Annotated in this window: 16 protein-coding genes and 1 pseudogene; 2 read left to right on the forward strand and 15 right to left on the reverse strand. The window is 63.5% G+C overall.

What is annotated here, in order from left to right; translation table 11 throughout:
• Nucleotides 1-43: 43 nt before the first annotated feature.
• The 15 genes and pseudogenes from Thiofri_RS10515 to Thiofri_RS10585 form a co-directional block, all read right to left on the reverse strand.
• Nucleotides 44-724, reverse strand: a complete 681-nt coding sequence (locus Thiofri_RS10515; RefSeq protein ID WP_009151353.1) for a response regulator — start codon at nt 722-724, stop codon at nt 44-46.
• On the reverse strand, nt 721-2,352 hold the full coding sequence (locus Thiofri_RS10520) for an ATP-binding protein (protein ID WP_009151354.1): 1,632 nt from the start codon (nt 2,350-2,352) through the stop codon (nt 721-723). The genes Thiofri_RS10515 and Thiofri_RS10520 overlap by 4 nt, the downstream gene beginning before the upstream one ends.
• A gap of 1 nt (nt 2,353) precedes the next feature.
• Nucleotides 2,354-4,549, reverse strand: a complete 2,196-nt coding sequence (locus tag Thiofri_RS10525; RefSeq protein WP_009151355.1) for an urea transporter — start codon at nt 4,547-4,549, stop codon at nt 2,354-2,356.
• A gap of 9 nt (nt 4,550-4,558) precedes the next feature.
• Nucleotides 4,559-5,974, reverse strand: a complete 1,416-nt coding sequence (locus Thiofri_RS10530) for an alanine racemase (RefSeq protein WP_009151356.1) — start codon at nt 5,972-5,974, stop codon at nt 4,559-4,561.
• 18 nt (nt 5,975-5,992) lie between these two features.
• Complete coding sequence (locus tag Thiofri_RS10535; RefSeq protein ID WP_009151357.1) at nt 5,993-7,105, reverse strand: ATP-grasp domain-containing protein; 1,113 nt, start codon at nt 7,103-7,105, stop codon at nt 5,993-5,995.
• Entirely contained in the window at nt 7,102-7,374 is a 273-nt protein-coding gene (locus Thiofri_RS10540; protein ID WP_009151358.1) for a PqqD family peptide modification chaperone, read from the reverse strand. The genes Thiofri_RS10535 and Thiofri_RS10540 overlap by 4 nt, the downstream gene beginning before the upstream one ends.
• Before the next feature lie 154 nt (nt 7,375-7,528).
• The gene (locus tag Thiofri_RS10545) at nt 7,529-8,476 is read right to left on the reverse strand and encodes a phosphatidate cytidylyltransferase (protein ID WP_009151359.1); all 948 of its coding nucleotides are present in this window, start codon (nt 8,474-8,476) and stop codon (nt 7,529-7,531) included.
• Nucleotides 8,473-9,096, reverse strand: a complete 624-nt coding sequence (locus tag Thiofri_RS10550; protein WP_009151360.1) for a lysophospholipid acyltransferase family protein — start codon at nt 9,094-9,096, stop codon at nt 8,473-8,475. The genes Thiofri_RS10545 and Thiofri_RS10550 overlap by 4 nt, the downstream gene beginning before the upstream one ends.
• Nucleotides 9,093-9,764, reverse strand: a complete 672-nt coding sequence (locus Thiofri_RS10555; RefSeq protein ID WP_009151361.1) for a CDP-alcohol phosphatidyltransferase family protein — start codon at nt 9,762-9,764, stop codon at nt 9,093-9,095. The genes Thiofri_RS10550 and Thiofri_RS10555 overlap by 4 nt, the downstream gene beginning before the upstream one ends.
• A gap of 121 nt (nt 9,765-9,885) precedes the next feature.
• Nucleotides 9,886-10,014 carry a hypothetical protein gene (locus Thiofri_RS10560; RefSeq protein ID WP_255324735.1) on the reverse strand — a complete coding sequence of 43 codons (129 nt, stop codon included), beginning with the start codon at nt 10,012-10,014 and terminating at the stop codon, nt 9,886-9,888.
• 165 nt (nt 10,015-10,179) lie between these two features.
• The gene (locus tag Thiofri_RS10565) at nt 10,180-10,959 is read right to left on the reverse strand and encodes a hypothetical protein (protein WP_009151362.1); all 780 of its coding nucleotides are present in this window, start codon (nt 10,957-10,959) and stop codon (nt 10,180-10,182) included.
• Between the two features lie 325 nt (nt 10,960-11,284).
• Nucleotides 11,285-11,383 (reverse strand): annotated as a pseudogene (locus Thiofri_RS24755) (peptide chain release factor-like protein); the annotation flags it as partial.
• A 329-nt stretch (nt 11,384-11,712) separates the two neighbouring features.
• Nucleotides 11,713-12,900 (reverse strand): RNA ligase RtcB family protein, encoded by a 1,188-nt coding sequence (locus tag Thiofri_RS10575; protein WP_009151364.1) that lies wholly within the window; start codon nt 12,898-12,900, stop codon nt 11,713-11,715.
• Entirely contained in the window at nt 12,900-13,031 is a 132-nt protein-coding gene (locus tag Thiofri_RS10580; protein ID WP_323706124.1) for a hypothetical protein, read from the reverse strand. Before Thiofri_RS10580 ends, Thiofri_RS10575 begins: the two co-directional genes overlap by 1 nt.
• Nucleotides 13,013-13,462: a hypothetical protein gene (locus tag Thiofri_RS10585; RefSeq protein WP_009151366.1), complete on the reverse strand. Its 450-nt coding sequence runs from the start codon at nt 13,460-13,462 to the stop codon at nt 13,013-13,015. The genes Thiofri_RS10580 and Thiofri_RS10585 overlap by 19 nt, the downstream gene beginning before the upstream one ends.
• A gap of 478 nt (nt 13,463-13,940) precedes the next feature.
• On the opposite strand from Thiofri_RS10585, the gene Thiofri_RS10590 reads away from it, so the two are divergent.
• Both Thiofri_RS10590 and Thiofri_RS10595 read left to right on the forward strand, forming a co-directional pair.
• Nucleotides 13,941-14,366 carry a hypothetical protein gene (locus Thiofri_RS10590; RefSeq protein ID WP_009151367.1) on the forward strand — a complete coding sequence of 142 codons (426 nt, stop codon included), beginning with the start codon at nt 13,941-13,943 and terminating at the stop codon, nt 14,364-14,366.
• 82 nt (nt 14,367-14,448) lie between these two features.
• Entirely contained in the window at nt 14,449-16,683 is a 2,235-nt protein-coding gene (locus tag Thiofri_RS10595; protein ID WP_009151368.1) for an AAA family ATPase, read from the forward strand.
• Nucleotides 16,684-16,815 lie beyond the last annotated feature (132 nt).

Genomic DNA, 16,815 nt, shown 5'->3' on the forward strand with positions numbered 1-16,815 from the left:
TCTCTAACTCCTATGTGCATAGCAGGGCGAATGTCCGCGCCGCTTAAGTTTCAAAGCGATAGCCGATGCCATACACCGACTGGATTGGCTCACCACCGCCAGCCGCAGCGATCTTGCGGCGGATATTCTTAACGTGGCTGTCGACCGCCCGGTCGGAGACCTCCTGCTCGTCGTCGTACGCCAACTCCAGGATCTGCGCGCGAGAGTAAACCCGCCCCGGACGGCTCGAGAGCAGGCACAGGACCCGATACTCGGTGCGGGTCAGCTCGACCGGCTTGCCAGCGACGCAGACTCGCTTTGCGTCCTCATCGATGACCAGGGCCGTCCCCGGCTTTTCTGTTTCGGCATCGCTTGTCTGCGTGCGGCGCAGCACTGCTTTCACCCGAGCGACCACCTCTCGCGGGCTGAAGGGCTTGCAGACATAGTCGTCTGCGCCAAGCTCCAAACCCAGCAGCCGGTCTAGCTCCTCGACCCGGGCGGTGACCATGACGATGGGTATCTGCGACACCTTGCGTACCTCGCGACAGACCTCTAGTCCGTCCATGCCGGGCAGCATCAGGTCGAGTAGCATGAGGTCGAATTCCCCGGCGCTGGCTCGCGCCACTGCGGATAGGCCGTCGGCCAGGTGCTCGGCGACAAAACCGGCGCTTTCCAGGTAGTCCACCAGCACATCGGCGATGTCGGGCTCGTCCTCCACCACCAGAATCCGGTATTGCGCGCTCATCGAGTCTCTGCTCCTGGCTGTCGTAGGGGAAGGCGTACTTCGACGCATAGCCCGCCCAACTCGGATGGGCGGGCGATAATGGTCCCATCGTGGGCCTGAACGATGGTCCGGCATAGCGCCAGTCCGAGACCGGACCCGCCCAAGGCTCGGTTGCGCGAGCCTTCCACGCGGTAGAAGCGGTCGAACAGGTGCGCCAGATCTGTGTCTGGAACTCCGGGCAGTGTGTCGTGGAAAGCCAGCCGCAGGGCGCTGCGCTCGATGGTGCAGACCACCCGGATGCGCCCGCCGGCGTCGGTATAGCGCAGGCTGTTTTCAATCAGGTTGCTAAACAGCTGGCTCAGCCGCCGCTCGTCGCCCAGGGTGATCCAGTTGGACGTGGCCGAGGGTGCGGTCAAGGATGCGGGGGAGGACGCGGGCTCACTCTCTCCATGCTTAATCTCTAGGGCGAGATTTGCCGCCGACAAGCGGGGCTGGAATGCCTCCAGAACGTCATCCAGCACCGATAGGGGTTCTACCGGCAGCCGCGCGACCTCAAGGCGTCCCAGGTCGGCGCGGGCCAGGGTATAGAGGTCGTCCACCAGGGCGGAGAGGTTCATCACTTGTCGGTGCAGCTCGCCCAGGCGGTGCGGCTCCACGGCATGGATGCCATCCTGCATGGCCTCGATTCGGGCGCGCAGAATGGTAATGGGCGTGCGGAGTTCATGGGAGGTATCCGCGACCCACTGGCGGCGCATGCCCTCGTAGCGCTCCAGCGCACCGCCGAGGTGATTGAGCGTGCGTGCTAGGTCGCCCAGCTCGTCGCCCCGTGCCTCTGGGATGCGGGTTCCATAGTTGCCATCGGCGAGTCGCCCCATGGCCGCGACCAGTGCTCCGACAGGCCGCCGTACATTTGCTGCCAATCGCCACGCCAAGAGTACGCTCAGTACGACACTCAAAGCGCTGATGAGCAGCATGTTGTTGCGTTGCCCGTGCAGGAAACGCCGGGCGAGATCATCTTCTCCTGCGTTGCTGCGGGTCACCGCCAACCAGCCCACCACTGTGGTGTCGACTGTGATTGGTCGGCGAGCATCTTTGAGCGTCGCCTCGGCGGGACCGGCGATCAGTTCACCGTCGGCGTTGAGCAGAGCGATTCGGCCGAGCAAACCTAAGCGGTCGGGTGGTCGCGGCCCACCTCTTTGGCCTTCAGGAAGGGGTGGCGGACCGCCGATGGGGGGCGAGAAGTTGCCTTGGGCAAGCGGAGGCGGTGGGAATCCTCTGTTTCTGGGTGGCGCTCCTGGCGGCGGCGGAAAGCTTGCCCAAGCTTCTCCGGGCGCTGTTGCTGGCAATGGACCCAAACTGTCTAAACCAACGAATCCGCCAGGGGCGGAGAGTCGCGGTAACAGCCAGCGGCGGAAGGATTCGGAATCCGTCGGTACCGCCCGCCAGTCGCCATCGCGGGCGCGGATATCCTGCAAGACTTGGACGATTTCCGTGGTCCGCTCCAGCTCTATCGCGTGGATGTAATCAAGAAAGCCGCGGCCGACACTGGTATAGGTGAGAGCCAACATTCCGGCCACCAGGGCAACCATCCCGGCCAGGACAACCAGAAAGATTTTGAACGCGAGTGTCTTTATCAGAGAGCGCTTCATGTCAAGCTACCATGCGCGCGGGAAGACTCCAGCCGGCGATGCCGATGTCCGGCTTGACGCCGTGGCTGACCAGTCGCGCACCAATGCGCTGTCCGTCCGCTCCAATCACATGAAAGGCACTCACTCCCTCGCCCTCGACGATGCGCGCCATGCTCTTGCAGGACCAAAGCATGCGCTTGCCCAACAGCACTTGGTGATGCCCTTCCTGGTGCCAGCCGCCGGTCGCGGCCGGTTTTCGCCGGTAGTGGCTCTCCACTCTTAAAAGGCCCGGCAGCAACCAGCAGACCAAGTTGAGAATTTGCGGCAGTGCCAGCAGCGAGAGCGGCGGGGCATCTCGCCACTCGGTCTTGCCGCCGATCAGGGGCGTCAGGCCGGCGGCTAGTGCCAGGGCGTCGAGCAGGGAGTCGGCGGGTCCATGGCGGTCGTACAGGGCTGCCGCGCAGGCTCCCTCTGCAATCCCGATCCTTGCGCCGTTGGAACTGACCAGCCAGGCGCGCCCAGCCATGTCCAGCTCCACGGCTGCCTCCCAACTGCGGGCGGCCTGCCACTGCCCTTCGCCGGCATAGGCGTATCGGCGCCTGACCGGGTGATGCATTGCCCCGGCCAGAGCAGGATCGACCACTGCTGCGGTTACGCGTTCACGCGCCCTTGGCACGGCATTGAAAGCCAACGCATCCGGTGCCGGGGCAGACTCCCGCTCCAGCATGACGAAGGCGAGATGGAAGGGAATGGTCGGTGCTCCCAGCATTGGGAGCCGTTGCACATGGAGATGGAGGTGGGGTTGCGGGGAGCGGCCGGAGTTGCCGCAGCGGGCCACCGGCTGGCCGGGAGCAACCAGGGTTCCCGTGGCGACCGTCAGACTTTCCTGCTGGAGATGGGCCAGCAAGGCAAAAACCCCGATATCGACTTGAATCAACACATGGTTGCCCCATGGGTGGAAAGCGTCGACCTCTCCTGGCGGGTTGTCCGCGAGGTCGTCGCGGCAGGCGACTACGACGCCATGGACCGGGGCTTTCACCACCGCCCCAAAACAATAGTAATCGGTCAGTAATCTGCCATCACCGCGATGGGCGCTGCCACCCACCAGCCGGTGGAAATCGAGGGCGTGGCGCCAGATACCGCGATGGGTATGGGGGCCGTCGAACCCCTGGTAGACATCCCAGGTGCCGCTAAAGGGGGCACGCACGGGGAGACTTCCGATCCCGACGCCGCGCGTCTCAGCCAGCCGGGTCCCCTCCAGAGAACGCTCGGGCACCTGAGGAAAGTCCAGCCAGTAGCTGGACCAGGGCTGCCCCCGATGGCGACCGCAGGCGGCCATCGCCAGCCACAGCGTCGCCAGATAGGGCAATGAGAGGGGTGGCAGCGCGAGGTACCACAGGGCATTGGTCAGGGCCAGCGAGAACAGCGCGGCGACTACCGCTACGGCCATTCCCACCGCCAGGGCGCGCCTGCCGGGGCGGGCGAAAACTCCGCCTGCCATCAGCGCAGCCACCATCGCAGCAGTCGCGGAGGCGCTGACCGCCGGCAGCTGCCAGGACAGGCCGAAGGCAGCCAGCACGCCGACGGCAAGTGCCCAGGCTAGTAGCGACAGCAGTGCGAGTGCCCGGGAGGCGACCAGCACCGCCGCTAGCACCAGGAGGCCACCCACCAGCGTGGGGGTGAAGTAGATAGCCCCCATAGACACCAGATAAGCCTGCGCGCCGCCGGGCAGCGCCGTTGCCAGCCAGGTCTCCACCGACCCGGAGAGATGCGCGGAGGCGAAGGGCAGTGCCAGTGCGCGCCCCACACCCAGCATGACGAATGCCAGCACCACCATTGGGGCCGACAGCACCGGCAGGCCCGCGCCCAGGGTTAGCCGATCATGGAGCACGCGGGTGAGCGGTGGCGCCAGGGCTCCGGCGAACAGCGCCAGCGCCAACAGCTGCGGACCGGGAGCGAAGGTGGCTCCTACGAAAAGCCCTGCCAGCATACCGTTGACCCTGTCCATGCCGCCCATGCCACCGTTGCCATCGACGGCGTCGTCGGTCATGTCCAGTGCTCGCCGCGACGCCAGCGCGGCGGCAGCCGCGATCAGTCCGCACAGCCCGGTCCAGGGTGCTTGCAGCGTGGCTCCAACCAGCAGCAGGTTGGCCCAGGGATGACGGAAGAACAGAAAGGACCCGTAGGAGGAGAGGAGGGCGTTGGCGAATCGGACCATGAAGCTCTCCTAGCCAACCACGGCGAGTTGCGGGGTGTTGGCGGGACGTTCCAGATGGGCGGGCATGCGGTCATGTTGGCACATGCTGTCCAGATCTTCCCCCTCGCGGATCACTGAGTGATTGCCGTCGGCATGAACTAGGACCACCGGCGGGCGATATTCAATAAACTGTAGCCATTGGGTATTGTTGTAAGCCCCAACCGGGGCGAAAACCAGCCGATCCCCCGGCGCTAGCGGCGGCAGCGAGACAGTGCTGCGCATCACGTCGATATTCATGCACATTGGTCCGAACAGTGCCGTTTCCTCGGGCAATCCCGGCTTGGGGGTCACCAGTCTGACGGGGTGGTTGTACCAAAGGGCCGTGAGCATGAGGTTGATCCCCGCATCCAGCACCGCTGCGCGGCGGCCGTCGGGCAGCCGCTTGGTGCCTACTACGCTGGCGGCCAGCACTTGGGCATCGTCCACGACTGCCCGGCCGCTCTCGAACACGAGCGTGGGCGGTGGGCCCGGGCGGCCCGCCAGCCCGTCCGCGAGCGCCTGACCGATGGCATCGGCATAGTCCTCCAGCGGCGGCACCGCCTGCTCCGGTGGTGCATAGATGCCTTGCAGGGCATTGCGCGATGGCAGTCCGCCACCGATGTCCAGCCACTCGATGCGGGTAAGGCCATCTGCCTCCAGTTGTTGCATGAAGGCGCACATGCGGCGGGTCTGCTCGCCGTAGGCGCGGGGGTCAAGAATGAAAGTCCCCAGGTGACTATGCAGCCCGGTGAGACGCAGGTGCGGGCTGGCCGCCACCCGGGCTGCGGCCTCGTCGGCCTGGCCGTTTTCCAGGTTGAAGCCGAAGCGGCTCCACGCTTCTGTGTAGCCAGTGTTCATGTTCAAGCGCAAAGTCACCGGCGCCGCCTGGCCACGCTGTCCGGCAATGGCCTCGATCAGCGCTAGCTCGTCGAGGTGGTCGACGTGGAGGTGCGCTCCCTCCGCCACCGCCCGCTCCAGAATCGCACGCGATTTGTTGGGGCCGTTGAACAGGATGCGCTCGCCAGGCACTCCGAGGAGGCGCGCTTTCTCGTACTCGAACCGCGAGACCACCTCCGCCCATGATCCCTCCTGATGCAGGATGCGGCAGACTGCGCTGGTGTAATTGGTTTTGTAGGACCAGCCATGGACGACAGTCGGATAAACCCCTTCCAGCGCCGCGCGGATGCGCTGCACGTTCTGTCGCAAGCGCCGTTCTGAGGTAATGAACAGGGGCGAGCCGTAGCGGTCCATCAGGTTATCAATAGACACACCGTCGATTCTCTCCATCAGGTTGCTGCTGCCGGTGCGGTGGCCGAATTTATTGAGCCCGCCCGGGTGGTGAGGCTGGATGACGGGTGGCTCCCACATGCGTTGGCTGTGGCCTTGGATTGGGGTGACATTGTGCATCTGCTTTCTCCTGCCGGCTCAGGCCGCAGCGCGTTGGGTGGCGGTGGCGGCTCCACGAGTGAGACTGCCAGTGGTGGTCAGGGAGGCATAATCTTCGAGCGCGACGATGCGTTCTTCCGCCTGGCGGATGAACAGCGTGCCGGGGCGCGGCGGTGGTAGCGCGGGTAGCGCCTCCTTGGCCATGAGTCGCAGTTGCAGTTCCGGTAGGTTGCGGCCGACCCCGTGGCTCAGATAAATCCATGCGGGAAAGCGCGGGTTGATCTCAAGCAGCCTCAGCTCGCCGTCATCTCCCACCAGTGCCTCCACTTCGAGCGGGCCGCGCCAGCGCAGGGCACGCACCAGCCGTTCTGCCAACCGCTCCAGTTTGCGGTCCGCAATGGCGATGCCGGCCCACGCCTTCCCTTTGTCGGTAAGTGCTTGTTTGCGCATCATCACCGGTCCCATCAATCCTCCCTGCCCATCGCCGAGCCCAGCGAGATTGACTTCGTGTCCACGCACAAAGCGCTGCACCAGTACCGGGTAACCCCACTGAGCCGCGATTGCGCGCAGAGCGGCCCGCGCCATGTCGCGGTCGTAGGCCACCCGGGCATCGTAGTAGAGGCCCTTGACCACCAGCGGATAATCCCAGCCCCAGTCGTCGGGGCGGTCGAAGAAGGCCGGATCGGCGACCAAGCGCGTCTCGGGACAGGCAATGCCGAGCCGTTGGCACAGGTCCGTCAGACGATCCTTGGCGCGCGCCGCGAGTGCAGCGCCTGCAGGCAGGAAGGTGCGCAAGCCCGCGCGCGTCAGAGCGACAGCGACGGCGTCGAAGTTAGTCAACTCAGCATCGAGGCAGGGAATGATTGCGTCGATCTTCTCCATCTCCGCAATCTGGCTCAATCGCTCGGCGAGCGCCTCGGCGCCGGCTGAAGGGTAGGGCAGCAGGTGCGCGGCACAGCAGATGCCGTCGTGGTAAAGACCGGGATCCAGCGCGTCATAGCCGAGGCCGACAATGCGCCCCCGAAAGGCATTGGAGGCACTCAGACAGCGAGCCACCGCCAGGCCGGGGCCTGGGTTGTCGGGGATGGCATTCATGCCGGTGACCGCGACTGTCCAGCGGCGCCAGTCGCTGTTGCGTCGCAGGGCGCTCACGCCAGCACCCGCTTTAGCTGGCGGACAAAACCCTCCACCGCTCCTCGGGTCAGGGCGCAGGACACGCCGAACTGCTCCGCAGCGGCGCTGGCCGCAGTGGCAGCGTCACCGCCGTCACGCAGCTGGGTCAGAAAGAAGACTCCGGTTGGATTGAGGGTATAGCTTTGTCCGCTGCGTGGGTCGAAAACGAAACCCGACGGACTCACCGCCAGCTCTGTCAGCCGTCCCTCCCGGCGCAAAAAATCGAGAATGGTGTCGATGGTTTCCATGGTCGCTCCTCCTCAAGGTTGCTCGATGTCTATCCGACTCGAGTTTGAGCTTAGGCTCCCATCCGGGAGAAAGGATGGAGACTATGGAGAGACAGTGGAGAAGCGCGAGAATTTTCGAAAAATTACGCCATCTGGGCCATCATGGCGACAGCCTCTAACCATAGAAATAGCGCACCACATGAAAGAAAACCGGGGCGGCAAAGCAGAGTGAGTCGATGCGGTCCATCATTCCGCCGTGACCTTCGATCAGGCTGCCGAAGTCTTTGATCCCACGGTCGCGCTTGATTGCCGACATCACCAGCCCGCCGGTGAAACCCAGGGTGCAGACGAGCAACGCGATGGCGCCGCTAGTCCAGGGTGTGAAGGGCGTTGTCCACCACAGGAGCGCCCCCACCAGACTGGCCCCGGCAATGCCGCCCAGGGTGCCCTCCCAGGTCTTGTTGGGGCTGATTCGCGGCAGGATGCGGTGCTTGCCGAGCGTCTTGCCGAAGACGTACTGAAGCACGTCGCTCAACTGCACCACGACGATGAGAAAGAGCAGGAGCTTGGCCTGCTGACCCTCGTACCCGGGGATCTGGAGCATCAGCAGCGCCGGCGCGTGACTGACGCAATAAACCGCAATCATCAGACCCCACTGGATCTTGGCGGTGCGGGCCAGGAAGTCCTCGGTATCTCCGGCCAGCACGCTGCGCACTGGCACGAAGAGGAAAGCGTAGACGGGGATGAAGATCACGAACAGTCCGTACCACTGGATGCCGACCAAGACGTATTGAACGGGCGCGAAGACGAAGAAGGCCCAAAACAGTGTGCGGTGGTCCGCCCGTCGGGTGGGGGTGAGGGTGATGAATTCGCGCAGGGCGACGAAGGAGACCAGCCCGAACAGGATGACCGAGCCGACCCCGCCGGTGGCGAGTGCCACCACGAAGACGGCGGTCATGACCCACCAGGAACGGATGCGAGCGTTGAGATTGTCCACCACCGCGCGCGCCGACTCGGTCCGCACCCGCCGATCGAGCAGCAGGCCGATCAGGCTGCTCAGAATGAGTAATCCCGCGATGCCGCCGAGCAAGATCAAGAGTTGTTGGTCCCAAACCAGATTCATTGGCCTTCCCCCAAGTCTAGAATGGCGGCCCGCGCCCGATTCAGAAAGGAGTCTCGGTGCTCGCCTGGTCGCAGGTGCATTGGCGCACCAAAGGTGGCGCTGCCCATGATTGGCACGGGAAGTAACTCGCCCTTGGGCAGAATGCGGCTGAGATTATGCAGGTGGACCGGGATTAGCTCGACATCGGGACATTGCTCGGCCACAAAGTAGAGCCCTGGGCGCAGCGCGCCGACGGCCGATCCGTCCCCGCGGGTGCCTTCTGGAAACAAGATCAGGGAGTCGCCGGCTTTCAATGTCGTCACCAGGCTGTGCAGGGCCTCGCGGCTGCCGCTGCCGCCGGAGCGCTCCACCAGCAGGGCGTTGAGCACCTCAGTCGCCAGCCAGCGGCGCAGCCTGGACTTGCCCCAATAGTCTGCGGCAGCCACGGGTCGGACGCGGGTGCGCAACGCCTTTGGCAGCGAGGCCCAGATTACCAGCGTGTCCAAGTGACTCGCGTGATTGGCAAAATAGACTCTCGCGGCGGTGCTGGGAGCCGTGCAGACCCAGCGTGCGCGCACGCCAGTGATCAGGCGGGTGAGTCCCGCCAGCAGCCCGGCGGCGAGGGAGGTCGCAGCGCTCATCGGGACTCCAGGGCAGCGACAATGGCCCGGGTGCGCCGCAGCGCGGTCCAGGCAGCACCCAGCGCCACCAGCGCGAGGGTGACCATCAACGCTGGTCCGTAAAGATCAAGCGGCACCATGATTGCCGCGACCAGCAATCCGACAGCCATGCTGGCCATGCGATGGGGCTTGGCCATGGGGCCGCGAAAGTCCTGCGCCAATCCGCAGGCGCCACCAAGCATGCGCAGATAGGCGGTGAGCAAAGCCAGACACCCAGCCGTCCAGGCCAGCTCCGGTCCCCAGGGGAGCCCGCATGCATAGCCCGCCGGGACGATCAGTAGCGGATCGGCGAGCCGATCCGGCAAATCGTTATAGACCTCGCCAGCACGCGAGCCGAGTCCGCCCTCGACTGCCACCATGCCGTCGAGCAGGTTGCACAGCAGGCGAAGCTGGATGCAGCCGGCTGCAAGCAGCAACAGCAGAATCTGAGTTGCCGGCTCGACCGCAGGCACCGCGAGCATTGCGATCGCCCCGAGTCCGGCGAACAGGAGACTGAGCAGCGAGATGCCATTTGGTGACACTTGCTGCCGCGCGAGCAACCGGGCCAGGGCGCGCGCCCATTTGGCATCGCGGGTCTTGAGGGGACGGCGGGCGCTTGGGGCAGATGGGGTAGATGGGACGGATGGCATGGGATCGGACTCCTTGCTGGCCGGACCAGACTGGGCAGATCGGGCTCGCACCGTCAGCATTGGACAGGCAATGCGCCGGAGTATGCACGCATGACTTGGCTGGGGACAAGTCTCGGGGAACCTAGTAGCGCAGGCCGTCGGCGACGAGATCGCTCTGCCGCAGCAGGCGCTTGCCAGTCGCAACCGATACCAACCAGTCGTCCACCACCGCCGGCAGTTGGGACTTGTCGCGGCGCGAAGGGTGCGGCAATGCAACGCCGCTCCTGGCGCCGAGGCCGACACAAAAAAGCCCCCGAGGGCGAACCCCGGGGGCTGGAAGGTGAAACCTGAGATCAGGTGGAATGGGTTACGGGGCTGGGCGTCCTTGCCCGGCGGGCTCGAAAATTAATTCGACCACGGCGCCTTTTATTTGTAATTAGATCATCAAGGTTTTTTGCCGCTGGGCAATCTTTGCCCCAGTCGCCTGCAGCAGTTGGTTGCTGTTCAAACCTTGTTGTGCACCAAGAAATGGTGTGACCACGAGCAACGTTCTATTACCCTTGCTTTTGCCATCTAGTTCCAGCCAATTCAGCTTGCGTCCTGCACCGATATCTTCACCTTGTTCTTTGATCTTTCTAATATTCTCCTGAAACGCGTTCTTGCCGCCGAAAGCTAAGACAAAATCATCCATATAATCACGACTAGTGCCAATAATTACCTTGGGAGAGTGTTCTTCCACCCATCCTCGAATTACTGGAAAACGGTTATCCCTGCACCATTTCTGATAGCACGCTTTGGTGGGTAGCCCTGTTTTATTTGGAAGCCATGTTGTCCACAATTTCTTCAGATCCTTACGAAAGCTGATCGGATACAAGTTCATCTTAAATGTGTTCGATTTCCGCGTGAAAGGTCCGTTCGACGCCAAGCCAATTTGGCGATAATCAGTTACAGTTTTATCCAGCATCGCTGCATAGAGCTTAAGAGCGTTTTGATTATATCGAGATTTTAACTGCCACTTTCGGTATTTTTGATCATCCTTCCACGCACTGGGGCTCGTCACGTCATTGAATTTCAGATCGCTTTCATTAAGACTACCGGCCCACTCGATTCCGCAGATCCAATAGTCTCCTTTAATGTTACCTCCGCTGCAGCCAGAAAACCCTTTCGCCCATTTTTCGAAGTCAGCTTTCGCTTCGCACGGATTCTGGTTTGTCATATTTTCTTTCTCCTCCAAAAAAATAGCTTTAACCGCCGTGAGTGACAATAAGCTTTCATTTATTTAACAAATGCCGAATCAAATTGGCCGCCGCAGATGAGTTGCTTCGATAAAGATGCCGGGAAAGCGCGCCATACTTTTGCAACAGATGGAGCGCCAAATGCGGTCTTGCCGGTGCCGGATGGGTTGGAGAAGAACAGCCGGCCTTGGTCATAAGTCGGGCCACCTAGGGCCGCCGCGCGGTGTAGGGGCTGGTTAAGTTATTGTATCATAAATGCTTTGGTATGGAATTGCCGACCTGGGCACTGAGTTTTGGCCCGACTTACGTCGGCAGATGAGTGATACGCACCGCACTTTCGGTGCGGTTGACGTGCTGTCCGCCGGGCCCGGGGGCGCGCTGCGTTTCGATGCGCAACTCGTGCTCGTTCCAAGTATAGACCACCGGTTCCGTGAATGCTGCGACGCTGACGAACCAGTTCTTGCGCTTGTGGTGCGGTCGATAGGGGTTGGTGCCGATCCATTGGATGGTGCCGAGCCAATCGGCAGCGCGCGCCAGAACATCCAGTCCGCTGACTCGCAGCAGCACCGAGCGAGCATCGCCGGCATGGCTGCCCGGCGTGCGATCAATCTCATCCACCGCGAGGCCGCGCGCTTGCAGATCCGCGCTCAGGCGCGGGGCGAGTTGGCCGACCACCCATTCGCATTCGGCTGGGCAGCGGCCGGCGGAAATTTGCAACCACAGGGTGGGCTGACTCATCGGCGGCCTCTTTTTGTTTTTCTGGCGCCAGGCTGCTTGTGCGCCGGATGACGGACCTTGTAGGTCAGCACCGGGCGCAGGGTGGCGATGACGCGGCACAAGCCGGCGTCGACCAGATCGGCCACGACGCGGTCGACCGCTTTGTAAGCTTCCGGGGCTTCGTCATAGAGCAGCTCCTTGTCTTCGCAGATGACATGGCCGCCGAGGGCAGTCTTCTGCAAATCGTCTGGTCGCTGTCTGGCACTCAACCGACCCCGCGCCTCGCCGCGCTTCCATTTACGCCCCGCGCCATGGGCGAGCGAACGCAGACTGGCGTCGGTCTCAGGGGCTGATTTCAATCGCGGTTGGATCAGGGGCTTGACCAGGTAGGACAGAGTGCCTCGCGAACCTGGGATGACTACCGGTCCGCGATCAGCGGGAGCCGCGCCCTTGCGATGCAGCCACAGTGTCTCGCCCGCCCAGTCGATGGGTTGCACCAGGTTGTGCCAAACATCAAGCCGGCGCTCGGCCTCGGTGCCCAGAGCGTTAAGCAGGCGCCGGGCGATCAGTCGGCGATTGGCCTCGGCCCAGTGGATAGCCTGGTCGTGGGCCTTGAGGTAGTCTCGGGCAGCGGTGGATTCCGGTTCCAGCCCCAGGTGACCGTGCCTGTCGATGACCGCGCGCAGGACGGACTCGCCGAGGCCGCGTGAGCCGCTGTGGACCAGAAGCAATAGCCGCTCGGGGTCAAGATCCAGTTCGGCGAGGGCGCTTGGGTCCAACACCTCAGCCAAGGTCTGCCATTCAGCGAAATGATTGCCGCCGCCGATGGTGCCGAGCGCCTGGTCGAAGGCAGTGGGCGTGAGGCCGTGATCGACGCGCCAGTGCGCGAGGTCGCCGTCCCAGGGGCCTTCCAGTCCGGTCAGGCGCTCGGCGGCCCGCTCGGGCTTGAACTTGCGGATCGCAAGGTCTGTCTGCCACAGCCCCATGCCGCAGCCGATGTCGTTGCCGACCAGGGCAGGATAGATTCGCTCAGACAGGAAGGCCGCGCCGATCGGATAGCCCTTGCCAGGATGCAGGTCAGGCAGACCGACGGCGGCGCGCATGCCGGGCAGCGCGGCGGTTTGCTCCAATTGGCGCAACGCCTCGCCTTCGATCCAGATGTCCGGCGAGGCGATCAAGCGCGCGGTGGTTTTTTGCAACACCATCAGCAAGTGACACCAAGAACCCGCCGGTCGCGCGGCCAGTCCTCATGCAGGAAACCCGTCTCCACCAGCCGGGCCTCGTCGTGCAATGGCAAGCGCATCCGCAGCTCATGCATCAGATCGGCGAATTCCACGATCCCGAGCCCCTTCCCGGCATGGACTGCGGGACATGCCGGGCCAGGTCGGTGAGCGCCTGCGGGTCGCTGGCGTCGATGACCACCACGACGTAGTCGCCCGGTGCCGCCTGAGAGTGCAGCCAATCCGTAACGGCCTGAGGCTCCCGCGCCTGCTCCGTCATCAGCTCGACTTGCTCAATGTCCGTGCGGGTCTTCAGGGTACGAATGAAGGCTTCGGCACCCGTGCCCAAGCCGATACAGCAGGATCGCGGGGGCTCGAACAGCGCAGTCAAATCCATGGCACCCCCGGTTTCACAAGCGCTCGCCGGGCGCGACTCCACCAGGTGCGGCAGGGTTGGAAACAGGTTGGCTGAGGCCCTTGCGGCAACGCCACCCAGCGGCCAGAGCATGCCAGCCCCGAGCGCTTGCAGCCATTGACGTCGATTCATGATGCTGACCTCAAATGCCCTCTGTATTCCCACCGACGGTGCCGGCGACTCAGCTCTAGTCTAGCCGCACCTTGCGACTGTCTTTGTCGCAAGGCGGCCGCGCCGCCCCAAACCAGCTCAACCGACGCCCGATGCGACAGGGGGCGTCGCATGAGTGCGGTATATATATGTCTTGCTCAACACCGTGAGGGAGCTTCCTAGCCGCTCCGCGACGCCTCAGTACGGGAGCCGAGCCGGGCATTCCAGACGAGTGGTCGGTTTCCGACCATGAACGGTCGTTTTCGCAGAATTTCACGCACCGCCTAACGGACATCACGGGTTTCTCGTTCTGGGCGGCGGTGGCCTTTGGTTCTTTAACAATTTGTGCAGCGCCACCGCAAGACCGCACTGGGTTCGCTGGGGCTTTTTGCGCCCCATAGACTGATTCTTACTCGGATCACTTTCTGACCATTCGCAGACGCATGAAGGAGATTGATGAATGCCTAGAGACAACAACCGCTTGAGCGCCAATGACTGGCTCGCGCGCATCGGCCTGGATGAGGACGGCTCGAATGATCTGCTGCTGGAAGACGAACCCCTCGACGATCTGAGCGGCGACCCCTCTGCCGCCTTACAGGAACGCTTCCGCCAATGGCAGCAGGCGCATCGTTTCAAACCCGGCGATCTGGTGGTCTGGAAACCGGGACTGATGAGCAAGCGCTACCCTCGCGCCACCCAGCCGGCGGTGGTGTTGGAGGTTCTCGATCAGCCGGTATTCGACAGCGAGCGGGATGCCGGCAGTCCCTACTTCCGCGAACCGCTGGACCTCGTCCTCGGCTTGTTTGTCGACGAGGGGCCGCATCGCGGCGACTTCTTGAACTGGCATTACGACAGCCGTCGCTTTCAGCCCTGGCAACCAGACTGAGTTTGACCGCCGGGCCCCTGGGGTCCGGCGAAAACCCGCCTTTGGCTTCCGACATTCGCTCTTTATACATCAGGAGAATCGCATGACTGACACCTCTTACTGCTGGCGCCCTGACTTCAACGCGGTCCCAACCAGTGAGCTGCGCCTGGCCCGCTTCGCACTGGGGCTGCTGTTCAGCGACAAGCGCGTGCGCGAGCGCCTGGAGGATCGCGATTTTCTGCGCGCGCTTTGGGAGCTGACCGGGACGTTGCTGCCGACTCGGGTCCGCGCCGAACTTTATGCGCAGGCAACAGACACTGACGAGGACGACAAGGATGACAAGGACCTAAGTGATCTGATCAGGAAGTTGGAAGCGGAGCTTGAGCGGCCCCTTCCCGAGCCGGATGGGAGTGAGCACTTGTTCTCTACCCGTGGTCCACTGCGCAAGTTTTACCGGGGCCTGCCGCGCCGGATGCTCAAGCAATTGGATCAAGCCGACGACAATCGCTGCATTTCGCCGGTGGCCAGTTTGCTCAGCCAGTCCCTGGGGCTGGACGCCACCGCCGAACGCATCCTCGAGTACCTCGACCTGCGCGACACCAGCAGCGCTTTTGACGAGTTGGTGAACGAAGGCCGTATCAATCGTCATGTGCGCGGCGATGTGCGCCATTGCGTCGCAGCTATGCTGCGCATCGATGAGCGGGCGCTGCGAAATGCCGTGAAGAAAAGCGCCCCGCTGCGCCAGCTCGGATTACTTGACTATCGTCGTATCCATCCGGATGTCGAGGATCTGCTGAAGCCGAGCGATCTGCTCAGTGATCTGTTCGAGGCCGAACCGCAAGACGAAGCCGCCCTGCTCGCCTGCCTGGTCGAGCCGGCGCCTGCGGGCGACTGGACGCCGGCGGCCTTTCCACATCTGCGCGAGCGCGCGCTGGAGGTGCAGGAGACCCTGGCGGCGGCCGCGCGCGAGGGAGTGGCCGGGGTCAACGCGCTCTTCTATGGCCCGCCCGGCACCGGCAAGACCGAGCTGGCACGCGCCCTGGCCTCGGCGTGCGAACTGACGGCCTATCAGGTCGCCAGTACCGAGGATGATCGCGACGGCCAGGAGGAAGGTCTGGATCGCGACGGGCGCCTGTCCGCCTATCTGGTCGCACAACGCCTGCTCGCCAAGCGCCGCGACGCGGTGATCATTTTCGACGAAGTCGAGGATGTCATCACCCAGCAGGACAGCTTTTTTGCCTTCTTCGGCGGTTCCGGCCCGACCGGCGAGCAGAAGGGTTGGATGAACCGCATCCTGGAAGACAACCCGGTGCCGGCGATCTGGATCAGCAACCAGACGCGCGGCATGGACCCAGCTTTTCAGCGTCGCTTCCTGCTGCCGGTGGCCTTCGTCACCCCGCCGCGCTCGGTGCGCTTGCAGATGGCCGAGCGTCACCTCGGGGATGTTGGCCTGTCGCCGACCTTGCTCGAGGATCTAGCAGCAGACGAAGAGCTGGCCCCAGCCACGCTAGGCGCTGCTCGACGACTGCTGGACTTGCGCCCGGATGCGCCCAATGAAGAGACCGTGCGCCGCAACATCGCGGCAATGCGACGCTTGTTGCACGGCGCGCCGAGACCACGGCGGCGGGAATCGGCGGCGGATTTCGATGTGGCCTATCTGAACCTGGCCGGCGGTATTCAACCCAATGCGCTGGTGCAGGCGCTGGAGCGCGAGGGCACGGGCCGGCTGTGCTTCTACGGCCCGCCCGGCACCGGCAAGACGGCCTTTGCCGAGGTGTTGGCCGAGGCGCTGGATCGGGAACTGATCGCGCGGCAGGCCTCGGACCTGATCTCGCCTTATGTGGGCGAGACCGAGCAGAATCTGGCGCAACTGTTCGTCAGCATTGATTCCGAGCGCTCGGTGCTGCTATTGGATGAGGTCGACAGCTTCCTGGCTGATCGCAGTCAGGCGCAGCGCACTTGGGAGCGCACGCAGGTCAATGAGCTGTTGCAGCAAATGGAGTGCTTCCCCGGCATCTTTATCGCCGCGACAAACTTGATGAGCGGTCTGGATGGTGCGGCATTGCGACGGTTCGACTTCAAGTTGAATTTCCGTGCGCTGAAACTGGAGCAACGTCTTGGGCTATTTGCGCGGGAAGCACTCGGAGACGCGGACGCCGCGATACCCACCAATCTGGCCCGGCATCTGGAACGGCTGGAGTCCCTGACGCCGGGGGATTTTGCCAATGTATGCCGCCAGCAGCGGCTGCTCGGTGAGCAGCTGGCGCCGGAGGCTTTCCTGCGGCGGTTGATCGCGGAGTGTCGGTTGAAGGACTCGGGGATGCGGGAGGCCGCTTAGGGGTCCCGGGCGCGCCCCGCGCAAGCGGGGTGCGGGAAACCAAAAGACAGGTCCCACGCAAAGGCATGGACGGTTTCGCTTCGAGGCCAGCCAATCTGCAACCATAATCAGAGCGCGCCGCCCGATCAGGCC

Source organism: Thiorhodovibrio frisius, from assembly GCF_033954835.1.
GTDB classification, from domain to species: Bacteria; Pseudomonadota; Gammaproteobacteria; order Chromatiales; family Chromatiaceae; genus Thiorhodovibrio; species Thiorhodovibrio frisius.